The 13,578-nt window shown below is 62.0% G+C and carries 17 protein-coding genes and 1 riboswitch; of the genes, 11 read left to right on the forward strand and 6 right to left on the reverse strand.

The window, feature by feature from the left end:
* Window positions 1-4: 4 nt before the first annotated feature.
* The 3 genes from urtD to urtE are packed head-to-tail and all read left to right on the forward strand — an operon-like array spanning window position 5 to window position 1,631.
* The gene (urtD, locus tag D5400_RS10430) at window positions 5-775 is read left to right on the forward strand and encodes an urea ABC transporter ATP-binding protein UrtD (RefSeq protein WP_126009959.1); all 771 of its coding nucleotides are present in this window, start codon (window positions 5-7) and stop codon (window positions 773-775) included.
* A 9-nt stretch (window positions 776-784) separates the two neighbouring features.
* Window positions 785-943, forward strand: coding sequence for a hypothetical protein (locus tag D5400_RS21140; protein ID WP_164527855.1), 159 nt, complete (start codon window positions 785-787; stop codon window positions 941-943).
* Complete coding sequence (urtE, locus tag D5400_RS10435; RefSeq protein ID WP_126009960.1) at window positions 936-1,631, forward strand: urea ABC transporter ATP-binding subunit UrtE; 696 nt, start codon at window positions 936-938, stop codon at window positions 1,629-1,631. Before D5400_RS21140 ends, urtE begins: the two co-directional genes overlap by 8 nt.
* Window positions 1,632-1,646: 15 nt before the next feature.
* Here urtE and D5400_RS10440 read toward each other — a convergent pair whose 3' ends face one another.
* From D5400_RS10440 to D5400_RS10450, 3 genes are all read right to left on the reverse strand, one after another.
* Window positions 1,647-2,213, reverse strand: a complete 567-nt coding sequence (locus tag D5400_RS10440; protein WP_205665457.1) for a superoxide dismutase family protein — start codon at window positions 2,211-2,213, stop codon at window positions 1,647-1,649.
* A gap of 109 nt (window positions 2,214-2,322) precedes the next feature.
* The gene (locus D5400_RS10445; protein ID WP_126009961.1) at window positions 2,323-2,862 is read right to left on the reverse strand and encodes a hypothetical protein; all 540 of its coding nucleotides are present in this window, start codon (window positions 2,860-2,862) and stop codon (window positions 2,323-2,325) included.
* Between the two features lie 105 nt (window positions 2,863-2,967).
* Window positions 2,968-3,423 carry a MarR family winged helix-turn-helix transcriptional regulator gene (locus D5400_RS10450; RefSeq protein WP_245451259.1) on the reverse strand — a complete coding sequence of 152 codons (456 nt, stop codon included), beginning with the start codon at window positions 3,421-3,423 and terminating at the stop codon, window positions 2,968-2,970.
* A 91-nt stretch (window positions 3,424-3,514) separates the two neighbouring features.
* On the opposite strand from D5400_RS10450, the gene hmgA reads away from it, so the two are divergent.
* The 4 genes from hmgA to D5400_RS10470 are packed head-to-tail and all read left to right on the forward strand — an operon-like array spanning window position 3,515 to window position 7,709.
* A complete protein-coding gene (gene hmgA, locus D5400_RS10455) occupies window positions 3,515-4,840 on the forward strand; it encodes a homogentisate 1,2-dioxygenase (RefSeq protein ID WP_126009963.1) in 1,326 nt (441 codons plus the stop codon).
* Complete coding sequence (locus tag D5400_RS10460) at window positions 4,837-5,739, forward strand: MBL fold metallo-hydrolase (protein ID WP_126009964.1); 903 nt, start codon at window positions 4,837-4,839, stop codon at window positions 5,737-5,739. Before hmgA ends, D5400_RS10460 begins: the two co-directional genes overlap by 4 nt.
* Window positions 5,736-6,752, forward strand: a complete 1,017-nt coding sequence (locus D5400_RS10465; RefSeq protein WP_126009965.1) for a fumarylacetoacetate hydrolase family protein — start codon at window positions 5,736-5,738, stop codon at window positions 6,750-6,752. Before D5400_RS10460 ends, D5400_RS10465 begins: the two co-directional genes overlap by 4 nt.
* A 6-nt stretch (window positions 6,753-6,758) precedes the next feature.
* Window positions 6,759-7,709 carry an MBL fold metallo-hydrolase gene (locus tag D5400_RS10470; protein WP_126009966.1) on the forward strand — a complete coding sequence of 317 codons (951 nt, stop codon included), beginning with the start codon at window positions 6,759-6,761 and terminating at the stop codon, window positions 7,707-7,709.
* Between the two features lie 30 nt (window positions 7,710-7,739).
* Here D5400_RS10470 and D5400_RS10475 read toward each other — a convergent pair whose 3' ends face one another.
* Window positions 7,740-8,111 carry a type II toxin-antitoxin system VapC family toxin gene (locus tag D5400_RS10475; RefSeq protein WP_245451260.1) on the reverse strand — a complete coding sequence of 124 codons (372 nt, stop codon included), beginning with the start codon at window positions 8,109-8,111 and terminating at the stop codon, window positions 7,740-7,742.
* On the reverse strand, window positions 8,108-8,332 hold the full coding sequence (locus D5400_RS10480) for a type II toxin-antitoxin system Phd/YefM family antitoxin (RefSeq protein ID WP_126009968.1): 225 nt from the start codon (window positions 8,330-8,332) through the stop codon (window positions 8,108-8,110). The genes D5400_RS10475 and D5400_RS10480 overlap by 4 nt, the downstream gene beginning before the upstream one ends.
* Before the next feature lie 63 nt (window positions 8,333-8,395).
* Between D5400_RS10480 and D5400_RS10485 the strand changes: the two genes are divergently transcribed.
* From D5400_RS10485 to D5400_RS10500, 4 genes are all read left to right on the forward strand, one after another.
* Window positions 8,396-10,015 (forward strand): FAD-dependent oxidoreductase, encoded by a 1,620-nt coding sequence (locus D5400_RS10485; protein WP_126009969.1) that lies wholly within the window; start codon window positions 8,396-8,398, stop codon window positions 10,013-10,015.
* On the forward strand, window positions 10,012-10,209 hold the full coding sequence (locus D5400_RS10490) for a DUF2783 domain-containing protein (protein WP_126009970.1): 198 nt from the start codon (window positions 10,012-10,014) through the stop codon (window positions 10,207-10,209). Before D5400_RS10485 ends, D5400_RS10490 begins: the two co-directional genes overlap by 4 nt.
* 67 nt (window positions 10,210-10,276) lie before the next feature.
* A complete protein-coding gene (gene mgrA / locus D5400_RS10495) occupies window positions 10,277-11,329 on the forward strand; it encodes an L-glyceraldehyde 3-phosphate reductase (RefSeq protein ID WP_126009971.1) in 1,053 nt (350 codons plus the stop codon).
* A gap of 60 nt (window positions 11,330-11,389) precedes the next feature.
* Window positions 11,390-11,576: riboswitch (cobalamin riboswitch) on the forward strand.
* Window positions 11,577-11,625: 49 nt separating this feature from the next.
* On the forward strand, window positions 11,626-12,234 hold the full coding sequence (locus D5400_RS10500) for a HupE/UreJ family protein (protein ID WP_126009972.1): 609 nt from the start codon (window positions 11,626-11,628) through the stop codon (window positions 12,232-12,234).
* Window positions 12,235-12,329: 95 nt separating this feature from the next.
* Here D5400_RS10500 and D5400_RS10505 read toward each other — a convergent pair whose 3' ends face one another.
* Window positions 12,330-13,469, reverse strand: coding sequence for a zinc ABC transporter substrate-binding protein (locus tag D5400_RS10505; protein WP_126009973.1), 1,140 nt, complete (start codon window positions 13,467-13,469; stop codon window positions 12,330-12,332).
* Between the last annotated feature and the right edge of the window lie 109 nt (window positions 13,470-13,578).

A 13,578-nucleotide genomic window follows, 5' to 3' on the forward strand; every position in this document is an offset into this window, starting at 1 on the left:
AGCCATGAATGTTCAGGCATCCCCGGATCGCGCGGAAGACCGGCCGCTGCTTTATCTCAACGGCGTTTCGGTCTCCTTCGATGGTTTCCGCGCCATCAACAATCTCTCGCTGTACTTGGAGCGTGGGGAGATGCGGGCGATCATCGGCCCAAACGGCGCCGGCAAGACAACGATGATGGACATTATCACCGGCAAGACACGCCCCGACAGCGGCGAGGTCTTCTTCGATGGCACGATCGACCTCACTCAGCATGACGAGCCCGCGATCGCGACTTTCGGCATAGGCCGCAAATTCCAGAAGCCGACGGTCTTCGAAAGCCACACAGTCGAGGACAATCTGCTCATGGCGCTGCAGGGCAGCCGCGGTGTTCTCGGCCAGCTGTTCTATCGGCTGAACCGCGACGACGCTGCCAAGATCTCGGAGATCCTCGAGACGACGCGACTGTCCGCCCGCCGCAGCGATCTGGCCGCCAATCTAAGCCATGGCCAGAAGCAATGGCTCGAGATCGGCATGCTTCTCGCGCAGAACCCCAAGCTGCTGCTGGTCGACGAGCCGGTGGCGGGCATGACCGATGCCGAGACGGAAGAGACGGCGCGGCTCCTGAAGGAGATCGCGCAGGACCATTCCGTCATCGTCGTCGAGCACGACATGCACTTCGTGCGCGAACTTGGCGTCAAGGTCAGCTGCTTGCACGAAGGATCGGTGTTGTCTGAAGGATCGCTCGATCATGTCAGCAAGGATCCACGCGTCATCGAAGTCTATCTTGGGCGTTAGGAGGAAGTGATGGGATTTTGGCACGGATTGCGGGTGCTCATGCAGCCTCTGCCCACGGCGAAGCCGGCGCATATGGAGTTGCGCCTGAGCGGGCTGGTGCCCGTGCCGCACATCGTGTGGGCTTGGCAGCCGAAGTCTGCGGCGAAAGAGGACGACCGCGATGCTTGAGGTGGAAGACGCGAACCTTCACTACGGCGCGGCTCAAGCGTTGCGCGGCGTGTCCATGAAAGCGGAGCCCGCGAAGATCACCTGTGTGCTTGGCCGAAACGGCGTCGGCAAGACCAGCCTGATGCGCGCGATCGTCGGCCATCACCCCTTAAGTTCGGGCATCGTGCGCTTCGAAGGCCGCGAATTCGGCCGGCGCGCCGCCTATGATCGCGCCCGTTCCGGCATTGCGTTCGTGCCGCAGGGCAGGGAGATTTTTCCGCTGCTGACCGTTCGGGAAAACCTGGAGACCGGATTTGCGCCCCTGAAGCGCGACCACAAGACGATCCCCGATCATGTGTTCGAACTGTTTCCGGTGCTGAACGATATGCTCGGTCGGCGCGGCGGGGATTTGTCGGGTGGCCAGCAGCAACAGCTGGCGATTGGTCGCGCACTCGTCACCCGACCAAAGCTTTTGGTTCTGGATGAGCCGACAGAAGGTATTCAGCCTTCGATCATCAAGGATATCGGGCGGGCGATCCGCTATCTGCGCGATAGCGCGGGCCTCGCGATCGTCCTTGTCGAGCAGTATTTGGATTTCTGTCGGGAGCTTGCAGACGAGGTCTACATCATGGATCGCGGCGAGGTGGTTCATCAGGGGCCGGCGGAGGATCTCGATCGTCAAGACGTCCGCCGGCACCTGACCGTTTAAGCTATCGAAGCACGATCAGTTCGCGGCTTCGATGACGCCGCAGGCAATGCGGTCGCCGCTGTCGCCTGCCGGATCGGTCATGTAGTCGTCAGCGCCGGCATGGATGATGAAGGCTGCGCCATCGTCATCCAGGATGACCGTGCCGGCGTCTCCTGAAAGGGCGATATCTGAGACGAAGAACTCGGCATGCGCGATGCCGTCTTCCTGGACATGCACGTTCGGCAGATCGCCCGGATGCGGACCATTGGGGTTCAGTACACCATGCTCACCATCGCCCGAAACATGGCCGCCGGCGGCCTCATGGCCACCTTCGGCATCGCATGTGCCGGTCTCGTGAAGATGCACGCCGTGCGGGCCGGGTTCGAGCCCACTGGCTTCGATCTCGATGATGACGATGCCCGTTGGCGTTTCCGTCAAAGTCACGGTGCCTTCGATGCCGTCGCCTTCGAGCGTGGCGGTGGCAGTGATCAGATCGCCCGTTTCTTCAGGCATGCCCGCTGCATCCTGCGCCATGGCGGCCGGGGCCATGGCAAAAGGGGAAATCGTGGCCGCAAGGAAGGTCGCGCACAAAAGCTTCTTCATCGTCGTCTCCGTGAAAAATTTGGGATTGAAGTACCGGGAGGACCTGGCCGGCTTGGCCGACAAAAAAGGCTGCCGCTGGTTGCGGCAGCCTCCAAAGTTTGAGGGTGCCTTACTGCGTCACGACCACTTCGCAGATTTCGACCAAGGCACCGGTTACGGTAACGGCGTCGGCACATTGCGCGAGCACCAGTTGCTGCTCTTCAGGTGTCAGTGAAGAAAAGGCCGCCATGATCTGATCGGGTGCAACGGCCTCGGTGCGCGTTGAGTCGGTGAAGAAATCATCAGCCGAGGAGCCCAGATTCCCGAAGACGCCTTCGGTCTCGACGCCCGTGTCGACGTCGACTTCCGTATCTGTATCGAGCTCTCCATCGATTTCGGCGTCTGTGCCAGTCGCCGTGCCCGCGTCAACGCCCGCATCGACATCGGCGTCAGCGCCAGCGTCGACCCCGGTGTCCGTGCCGGCACCAGCGTCGGTGTCAGTTCCAGCACCGGCATCCGCACCTGCGGCAGCGTCGGCACCTCCAGCCTCGGCACCGCCGCCAGCACTCGCGCCGCCACCGGCTTCAGCGCCGCCGCCTGCGTCCTGGGCAAAGGCAGCGCCGGTCATCAGCGCGAGGCTCATTGTGGATGCGAGAAGTAGCTTTTTCATTGCTTTATCCTCCGTCAGTCATTGTCCCTGTGTCATCCCAACGCGATCTATCCTCGCCTGTTCCCGATCGCACCGCAGGTTAGCGAGGTCTCACATTCGAATGGCCTAACGCTCGCTGGGGCCACCGTCGCCCGCATAACGCTCCAGTGCAGCCATGGCCTCGACCAGATGGTTCGTTGCCTCGGGGCCGATCGCCGACAGCAGCTTCGACTCGTAAGTGCGGGCCATGCTCGAAAGCTCCTGAAAGCGCAGGCCGCCCTCACGCGTCAGTTGCAGCCGTTCCACCCGTCGATCTGCGTCATCTGTCGTCCGGCTGATCCATCGACGTTTCTCCAGAGAAAACACGGCGCGGCTGACCTTCGTCTTGTGCATGGACGAGTGCGCACCGATCGCCGTTGCCGTGATCGTACCGAACTGGCCGATGGTGGCGAAGACGCGCCATTCGGGCCGGGTCAGACCGTGGCGCTCGCGGTAGAGCGCGGCAAAATCGCGGCTGACGATTTCGGCCGCGCGTGCCAGCCGGTAGGGCAGGAATTCTTCCAGTTTCAAGGTCGATGTCACGATCGTCTCTCTCGCTCGGCGGTGGCTTGATAGTTACAAAATATAACGGTTACATCCGCAACGAATTTCACGTGGATGGGAGGAGACCGCCATGTCGCCGCGCTACATGCCGGGTTTCGGCAATGATTTCGAAACGGAATCGCTGCCCGGCGCTTTGCCCCAGGGCCGCAACTCACCCCAGAGGCCAGCCTATGGGCTCTATGCCGAGCAGCTGTCAGGCTCTCCCTTCACGGCACCACGCGGCACCAATGAGCGGTCCTGGCTCTACCGCATCCGCCCGAGCGTGAAGCACACGGGCCGGTTCTCGCGGATCGACATGCCGTTCTGGAAGAGTGCGCCTTGTCTCGATGACCATTCGCTGGCGCTCGGCCAGTTACGATGGGATCCCGTGCCGGCTCCAGACGGACCGACGAACTTCCTGGCCGGCATCCGCACGATGACCACGGCCGGGGATGCGATCGGCCAGGTGGGTATGGCCGCCCATGCCTATGTGTTCAACCAGGACATGGTCGACGACTATTTCTTCAATGCGGACGGCGAAATGCTGATCGTTCCTCAGGATGGCACGATCCGCATCTTCACCGAAATGGGCGTCATCGACGTGGAGCCGCAGGAAATCGCGCTGCTGCCGCGTGGCATGATGGCGAAAGTCTCGATCGTCGAGCCGGGCAGGGACGGCTTTGCCCGCGGCTATATCTGTGAGAATTACGGCGCGAAGTTCACGCTGCCGGATCGTGGGCCGATTGGTGCCAACTGCCTCGCCAATCCGCGCGACTTCAAGACGCCGGTTGCCGCTTACGAAGACAAGGAAACGCCCTGCCGCGTGACCGTGAAATGGTGCGGTCAGTTCCATGTCACCGAGATTGGGCATTCGCCGCTCGATGTCGTCGCCTGGCACGGCAACTACACGCCCTACAAATACGATTTGCGCACATTCTCGCCCGTCGGCGCGATCCTCTTCGATCATCCGGACCCGTCGATCTTCACGGTGTTGACGGCGCCGACGGAGGAGGCGGGTACGGCGAATGTCGATTTCGTTATCTTCCCGCCGCGCTGGATGGTGGCGGAAAACACGTTCCGTCCGCCTTGGTATCATCGCAACATCATGAGCGAATTCATGGGCCTGATCACCGGCCAGTACGATGCCAAGGAAAAGGGTTTCGTGCCGGGTGGTATGAGCCTGCACAACATGATGCTGGCGCATGGTCCCGACGCGCCGGGCTTCGACAAGGCCTCCAACGCCGAATTGAAGCCGGTGAAGCTCGAAAACACCATGGCGTTCATGTTCGAGACGCGGTTTCCGCAGCAGCTGACCCGCTACGCGGCGGAACTGGAGACGCTGCAGGACGACTACATGGATTGCTGGAACGGCCTGGAACGGCGCTTCGACGGAACACCGGAGGGCCGCTCTTCGTGAAGGAGCGCCTCGTTCTTCTGGGCACGAAAGGCGGTCCTGCCATCCGCCCGTTGCCCCACGGCGGCAGCGGGCCATGGCCGACGTCATCCCTGCTTGAGATTGGGGGGCGACGGATCATCATCGACTGCGGCCTCGGCGTCACGCGTGGTCTGGTCGATGCCGGCGTCCGGCTGGCCGAACTCGATCTGATCTTCATCACCCATCTGCACTCCGATCATGTTCTGGAACTCGGCCCGCTCATCCACACGGCCTGGACAGCGGGGCTGAAGACGCCTGTGACGGTCCATGGTCCGGCGGGTACTGCCGATTATTTTGCCGGCTTCCTCGCGTCCATGCGGTTCGACATCGAGCTCAGGATCGCGGACGAGGGGCGACCGGATCTTCCTGACCTCATCTGCATCATCGAGTTTTCCGAGGGTGCCGTGCTCGAAGAGGATGGGCTGAGCGTGAGGGCGCTCAGAGTCGACCATCCGCCGGTGACCGATTGCTTCGCGTTGCGCTTCGAGACCGACGATACGCGGATCGTCTTTTCGGCCGACACAGCCTACTTTGCCCCGCTTGCCACCTTCGCCCGTGGCGCCGATATCCTTGTCCATGAAGCCATGCTGGCGGCTGGCGTCGACCGGCTCGTCGCGCGTACCGGCAATGGTGATCGGCTGAAGCAGCATCTGATGGCAAGCCACACGATGGCGGAGGATGCTGGCCGCATCGCCACTATGGCCGATGTTGGTCACCTCGTTCTGCATCATCTCATCCCGGCGGACGACCCGGAATTTTCCGAAGCCGACTGGCTGGCGGCAGTCGCCGAGACGTGGGACGGTCGCATCACCATAGGCCAAGACGGCCTGGAGATCGCACTGCCGGCCGCAAAGGCCGAAATCGGGAGAGAGAGCGCATGAAACTGGCAACCCTGAAGGACCGCACACGGGACGGCCGGCTGGTCGTGGTGTCGAAGGATCTGACGCTGTGTTCGGAGGTCGGCCATATTGCGCGCACGCTGCAGGCCGCGCTCGACGATTGGGCGCATGTCGCCCCCCGTCTCAAGCGCGTATACGATGGCATGATGACCGGGTCGCAGCCCACCATGCGTTTCCACGAGCATGATGCGCAGTCGCCGCTGCCGCGCGCCTACCAGTGGGCGGATGGTTCGGCCTACGTCAATCACGTCGAACTGGTACGCAAGGCCCGGGGCGCCGAGATGCCGGCAAGCTTCTGGGAAGACCCGCTGATTTACCAGGGAGGATCCGACAGCTTCCTGCCACCGCGCGATCCGATCCGCATGGCGGACGAAGCCTACGGCATCGACATGGAAGGCGAGATCGCCGTCATCGTCGACGACGTGCCGATGGGGGCATCTATCGATGAAGCCCGCGCGGCGATAAGGCTCGTGATGCTCGTCAACGACGTCTCGTTGCGCGGCCTTATCCCCGGCGAACTGGCGAAAGGCTTCGGCTTCTTCCAGTCCAAGCCGTCCTCCGCCTTTTCTCCCGTCGCCGTGACGCCCGACGATCTGGGCGACGCGTGGGACGGCGGCAAGCTGCATCTTCCGCTTTCGGTCGATCTCAATGGCAAGCCCTTCGGCCGGGCCGATGCCGGCAAGGACATGACTTTTGATTTCCCTCAACTGATCGCCCATGCTGCGAAGACCCGGCCCTTGTCGGCCGGCACGATCATCGGTTCCGGTACCGTTTCCAACAAGCTCGATGGTGCGCCAGGCAAGCCGGTCGGCGAGGGCGGGGTCGGATATTCCTGCATCGCGGAAATCCGCATGATCGAAACGATTGCCGGCGGCAAGCCGCTGACGCCGTTCATGAAATTCGGCGATACGGTCCGCATCGAAATGAAAGACAAGACCGGTCACTCGATCTTCGGAGCGATCGAACAGACGGTCGAGAAATACGAGAAGGAATAGATCCCGATGGCAAAAGCGTTCGCGTCGCAAGGCGACATGGCTGACAAGAAGATCTCGTTCACCGAGGTGGGCCGGGATCTCTGGGCATTCACCGCTGAAGGCGATCCCAATACGGGCGTGATCATCGGTGACGACAGCGTCATGATCGTCGATGCGCAGGCGACGCCGCGGCTGGCCAACATGGTCGTCGAAAAGGTTCGCTCCGTCACCGACAAGCCGATTAAGCATGTGGTGCTGACGCATTACCACGCGGTGCGGGTGCTCGGTGCCTCGGCCTACGCGGCCTCCGAAATCATCATGTCGGACAAGGCGCGCGCGATGGTGGTCGAGCGCGGCCAGGAAGACTGGGATTCGGAATTCGAACGCTTTCCCCGGTTATTCCAGGGCCATGAGAGCATCCCGGGCCTCACCTGGCCGACGCAGACTTTCGCGGGCCGTATGACGGTCTATCTCGGCACGCGCCGCGTCGATCTCATGCATCTCGGCCGTGCGCACACCGCCGGCGACATCGTCGCCCATGTGCCGGACGCCAATGTGATGTTTACCGGCGACATCGTCGAATATCACTCGGCCTGCTACTGCGGGGATGGCCATTTCGGTGACTGGGGCGGCACGCTCAACGCCATCAAGGCCTTCGATGTCGACGCGATCGCGCCCGGCCGCGGCGATGCGCTTGTTGGAAAGGCGCTCGTGGGCGAGGCGATCGAGAACACACGCGATTTCGTCGACAGCACTTACCGTCCGGCAAAGCGCATCGCCGCACGTGGTGGCTCGCTGAAAGAGACGTGGGATGCGGTGCGCGCCGACTGCGATCCGAAATTCGCCAGCTACGCCATCTACGAGCACTGCCTCCCGTTCAACGTCGCCCGCGCCTATGACGAGGCCCGCGGCATCGACACGCCGCGTATTTGGACGGCCGAACGCGACAAGGCGATGTGGAACGCGCTGCAAGCCTGACGGAGATGAAACAAAGACCGTTGCCCGGTTTCAAGCGATATCCACCGTATATCGCTTGAGCTGCCTGTCAGCCGTCAGAATGGTCAAGCCAACCGTCTTTGCCTGGGCGATGAGAAGCCGATCGAAGGGATCGCGATGATGCTGCGGCAGGTCTTTCAGAGCTTCGATATGCGCCAGCTCGATCGGCAGAATGGAGAAGCCGGCGCTCTCGATCTTTTCGTTCAGCCTTGGCGGCGCCTCAAGCTTTCCCAGCGCAGTCTTGATCGCGATTTCCCAAAGCGAAGCGATGCTGACGAAGATCAACGCGTCGGAATTCAGGATCGCCGTATGCTGTTCGGAAAGCTCATCCGATCCATCAAGCGCCCAGATCAGGACATGAGTATCCGCCAGATAGGCGGTCACTTGATATACTCGTCCCATTCGGGACCAAGCACATCGAAATCTTCTGCGATTTTGAACTGGCCCTTGAACGCACCGATCCTCGGCAGACGTTCCACCGGCTTCTCCGCGCTGACCTTCACATACGGCTTGCCATGCCGCGTCACGACGATGTCTTCGCCGGCGGCTGCCTTGCGCAGGATTTCGGACAAATTCGCCTTCATTTCCGCAACGGTGACGTTCATGGCGAGCTCCAAGAATTATGGCCATAATTTAGGCCATACCCGCTATTTCCGCAAGGAAGCCTGATGCCGAGCTTCACCCACACGCCGTTCGAAGTCACTTGTCCGCCGGAGCTTACAGCCGGGGCGGTGCCCGAGCGGTACCCGGTCGTCATCGTCGGGGCAGGGCCGATCGGTCTGGCTCTCGCGATCGATCTCGCGCTGAAGGGCGTGGCTTCCGTCGTGCTTGACGACAACGACGTTGTATCGGTCGGTTCGCGGGCCATCTGCTGGGCTAAGCGGTCGCTGGAAATCTTCGATCGTCTCGGCGTGGCCGATCGCATGCTGGCGAAGGGCGTCACCTGGAAGGTCGGCCGGTTGTTTCACCGCGACCGCGACGTCTACAATTTCGATCTGCTGCCTGAAGCCGGGCACAAGATGCCGGCCTTCATCAACCTCCAGCAATATTACGTCGAGCAGTATCTCGTCGACCGGTGCCGGGACTTCCCGGATTTGATCGATCTGCGCTTCCGCAACAAGGTTGTGGCGCTGCGCCAGCAGGGCGATGGCGCGCGTCTTTCGGTCGAAACGCCTTTCGGCGCCTACGACCTGACCGCCGACTGGCTGATGGCTTGCGATGGCTCCAGGTCTGCGCTGCGCGACATGATGGGTCTGGAGTTCAGCGGCCGGCTGTTCGAAGAGCGCTTCCTCATCGCCGACATCCGATTGGAGGACGAGCTTTTTGCCTCCGGCGAGGCTGAGCGGCATTTCTGGTTCGAGCCTCCGTTTCACGAGGGGCAATCGGCACTACTCCACAAGCAGCCGGACAACATCTACCGCATCGACCTGCAACTTGGCTGGGATGCCGATCCCGTCGAAGAGAAACAACCGGAACGGGTGCTCCCGCGCATTCGCGCCATCGTCGGCGATAGGCCGTTCGAATTGGACTGGGTCTCTGTCTACACGTTCCAGTGCCGCCGGCTCGATCGGTTCGTGCATGGCCGTGTCGTCTTCGTCGGCGATAGCGCCCATGTGGTATCGCCCTTCGGAGCGCGCGGCGGCAATGGCGGCATGCACGACGTCGACAATCTCGGCTGGAAGCTTGCGGCGGTAATCCAGGGCAAGGCTCCGGAGGCGTTGATCGAGAGCTACAACGAAGAGCGTGTCCACGGCGCCGACGAAAACATTGGGCATTCCTCCAACGCGACCAATTTCATGACCCCGAAGACGGCGATGGAGCGCATCTTCCGCGATGAGGTCCTTCGGCTTGCGGCCGACGCGCCCTTTGCCCGGCGTCTCGTCAATTCCGGTCGGCTGTCGCTGCCCTGTTCGCTGGAAGGGCTGTCGCTGCAGACGCCGTGCGACACCGGCGCACCCGTCAAGCCGGGCACTGTTCTGCCCGATGCGCCGCTGCTCAAGGGCAACCGCTCGACCTGGCTGCTCAACGAGATCGGCGGCGAATTCTGCCTGCTGACAACGGAACGTGACAGGCCAATGTCGCACGACTTGCCGATGATCCAGATCGCGGCCGATGCTTCGGCAGGCGACGACTGCCTGATCGATCTGGACGGCCATGCGCTTAGGCGGCTCGGTCAGGGTTTCACCTACCTCGTTCGGCCGGACCAGCACATCGCGGCAGCGTTCGTCGCACCCAGCGCCGACGACATTGCCACTGCACATCAACGCGCGCTTGGAGCCGGCCGATGACCGACATTCTTCAAGACCGGCTGGGCCCCGCCGGCGATCGGTTCTATGCCGAGCTCATGGCGGCGCAACGGGCCCTCTCCAACGACGAAGCACAGCGCTTCAACGCCCGGCTCATTCTCCTGATGGCGAATACCATCGGCGATGGCGAGACGCTGTCTGCGCTGATCCGCGAGGCCGCGCGGCACAAGGCCTGAAGCCTCTTCCGTTTTGGCGGTAGAGCGCCTATCCCTCGCGCTCCAACGCATGAAGGGAGATTGCGCCATGGCATGGCAGCCGGCTGAAAACCGTTACGAAACGATGCGCTACAACCGTTGCGGCCGCAGCGGCTTGAAGCTCCCCGCGATCTCCCTCGGTCTCTGGCACAATTTCGGCGACGACACACCCCATCAGACCAAACGCGACATCTGCCGCCGCGCCTTCGATCTCGGCATCACCCATTTCGACCTCGCCAACAATTACGGCCCGCCGCCCGGATCGGCCGAAACGGCCTTTGGCGAAATCCTACGGACCGATTTTGCCGGCTACCGCGATCAACTCATCATCTCGTCCAAGGCTGGCTACGACATGTGGCCGGGGCCCTATGGCGAGTGGGGCAGCCGCAAATATGTGATTGCCTCCTGCGACCAGAGCCTGAAGCGGATGGGTCTCGACTATGTCGACATCTTCTATTCGCACCGCTTCGATCCGGAGACGCCGCTTGAAGAAACGATGATGGCGCTCGATCAGATCGTGCGTTCGGGCAAGGCCCTTTACGCGGGCATCTCGTCCTATAACGCCCAGCGAACGCGGGAAGCTGCGGCGATCCTCAAGGACCTCGGCACGCCGTGTCTCATCCACCAGCCGAGCTATTCGATGCTCAACCGCTGGGTCGAAGATGACGGCCTTCTCGATGCGCTCGACGATCTCGGCATCGGCTCGATCGTCTTCTCGCCGCTCGCCCAGGGCATGCTCACGATCAAGTATCTGAAGGGCGTGCCGGAGGATAGCCGTGCCAGCCAAGGCAAGTCCCTGATGCCGGAGTTCCTCAACGACAAGAACCTCGCCAATATCCGCGCGCTGAACGAGATCGCCGAGAAGCGCGGCCAGACGCTGGCACAAATGGCCATCGCCTGGGTTCTGCGCGGTGGCCGCGTCACCTCGGCGCTCATCGGCGCCAGCCGCGTGTCGCAGGTGGAAGATTGTGTCGGTGCGCTCGCCAATCTCGATTTCACCGACACTGAACTGGCCGAAATCGACAGTTACGCCCGTGAGGCCGACATCAATCTCTGGGCCGCATCGGCAGAGCGCAAAGGGCCTGCCCGTAAAAAGAAGTGAAGCGTCGGCTTTTGCTCAAGAAATGAGCATTGGCAGCGGTTGTGTTTTGTCGCGGCCGCTGTCACCAATCGTTGCGACGGTGCCTTGATCTTCAAGGTGAAACGGGAAGCCGGTGAAAAGCCGGCGCCGCCCCCGCGACTGTCAGGGACGATGCCCTTCCATCATGCCACTGGTGCGCTTCTTGCATCGGGAAGGCGGAGGGGATTGGTCCCGAGCCAGGAGACCGGCCGTCAGCCACGCGGCAAAGCCGCAGATACGACCCAAAGATGGGGCGGAGGGCCCCGAAAGGATTTGATATGCGCATATTGACCACACTTGCAGCCTTCGCGCTTTCGACCGGGGCGGCCTTTGCCCATCCCGGGCATGGCGGCCATGACAATGCAAGCTTCGCCTATGGTTTCATGCACCCGCTGGGCGGCCTAGATCACCTGCTTGCCATGATCGCCGTCGGCTTCCTGGCGTATTTGGTCGCTGACCGCACAAGTTCGAAACGGCCGCTCTGGCTCGTCCCGGCAGCCTTCGTCGGCGCCATGGCGATCGGCGGCGTTCTTGGCGCATTCGCGTTCGATCTGCCGCTCGTCGAACTCGGCATCGGCCTGTCGATCGTTGCCATCGGTGCAGCCGCCGCGTTCGGTCGCCAGATGCCGGTCGCAGCAGCCATGGCTCTCGTCGGCTTCTTCGCCATCTTCCACGGTCATGCGCACGGCACCGAAATGCCGCAGGACAGCGCAGGGCTCGCCTATGGCCTCGGCTTCATGGCTGCGACAGCTCTGCTCCATGCTGCAGGCATCGCAGCCGGTCTTGGTATCGGCAAGCTTTCGCGCTCGCAGGGCGTGCTTGCAGCGCGCGCCGGTGGCGGCGTGATGGCGCTTGCCGGTGTCGCCATCGTGGCCGGCATCATCTGATATTTGGCAGGACTGCGATCACCGCGATTAGAAAAAATGGCCCCGGCAGCGCTGCCGGGGCGTTTCTTCGTTGGGGTTTCAATCAAGCGTAGCGATCAGCTTTCTTCGCCGAGACATGTCGCGAACGACGTCGCCATGTTGCGCAGAAGCTCGAAGTAGAGATCAGGCCCGTCGGCGATCTCCGCGCCTTCCGGATCCAGCACGCCCGCCTTCGCATCTGTGCCTTCGATCACGACATTGACGATCCGGGGCTCAAATTGCGGCTCGGCAAAAACGCAGGCGGCATCCAGTTCGTTGACCCGCTGGCGCAGTTCGGAGATGCGTTCCGCACCCGGCGCCACTTCCGGGCTGATCGTGATCGCGCCTGCAGCCTGGAGACCGAACCGGTTCTCGAAATAGTGGTAGGCATCGTGAAAGACGATGAAGGGCCGATCGGCAACCGGTTCGACGGTCGCGGCGATTTCAGTCGACAGCTCGTCGATCCGTGCCGTCAACGCTTCTGCATTGCTGCGATAGGTGTCGGCGTTGTCCGGATCGGCATCGGCCAGAGCGGCCTCGATCGCGCCGACCATCAGCTTGGCATTTTCGGGATCCAGCCAATAATGCGGATCCGTGCCGGAATGATCGTGTCCGGCATAGTCATCGCTGGAATGATCGTGAGCCGCGTGGTCCTCGTGGCCATGGTCGTGCGCAGCGCCTGCTTCCTCGGCGTGATCGTGGCTCTGCTCGTGATGATGGTCTTCGTTGTTGCCGTGGTCATCATGGCCGTGATCATGATCGTCATGGCTGTGGTCGTGATCGTCGTGCGCGTGCTCTTCATGGGCATGACCATCGCCATGGTCACCGTGATCATGAGCCTCGAAGGCGCCGCCTTCGCGGAACTCAAGCCGCGTCATGCCTTCAGTCTGTTCCAGCGTCACCACGCGCGCATTGGCGCTCAACGTGTCGAGCGGCTGATTGAGGAATGGCTCGAGCCCCGGACCCACCCAGAACACGAGCGGCGCGTCCTGGAGCATGGCTGCATCCGATGGGCGCAGAGTATAAGTGTGTGGGGACGCGGCGCCCTTGACGAGAAGTTCCGGTTCGTCCACGCCTTCCATGACGCCTGCGACCAGCGAGTGGATCGGCTTGATCGACGTAACGACACCGTCAAGCGCCAAGGCGGGGGAGGCTGTCAGGGCAGTCGCTGCCATGAACGCGGCGGCCGACGATGCGATGAGTGCGGAAGATTTCATGCCTGTCCCTCAGTTTCTGGGTCGATTGTAATCATATAACGTTTCTTGTGTAACGCTATAACGTGTGCCATATGCGGTGACAAGCGCCGAAATGGCGCATCGAAAGGGT

The organism is Georhizobium profundi (genome assembly GCF_003952725.1).
Classification (GTDB): Bacteria; Pseudomonadota; Alphaproteobacteria; order Rhizobiales; family Rhizobiaceae; genus Georhizobium; species Georhizobium profundi.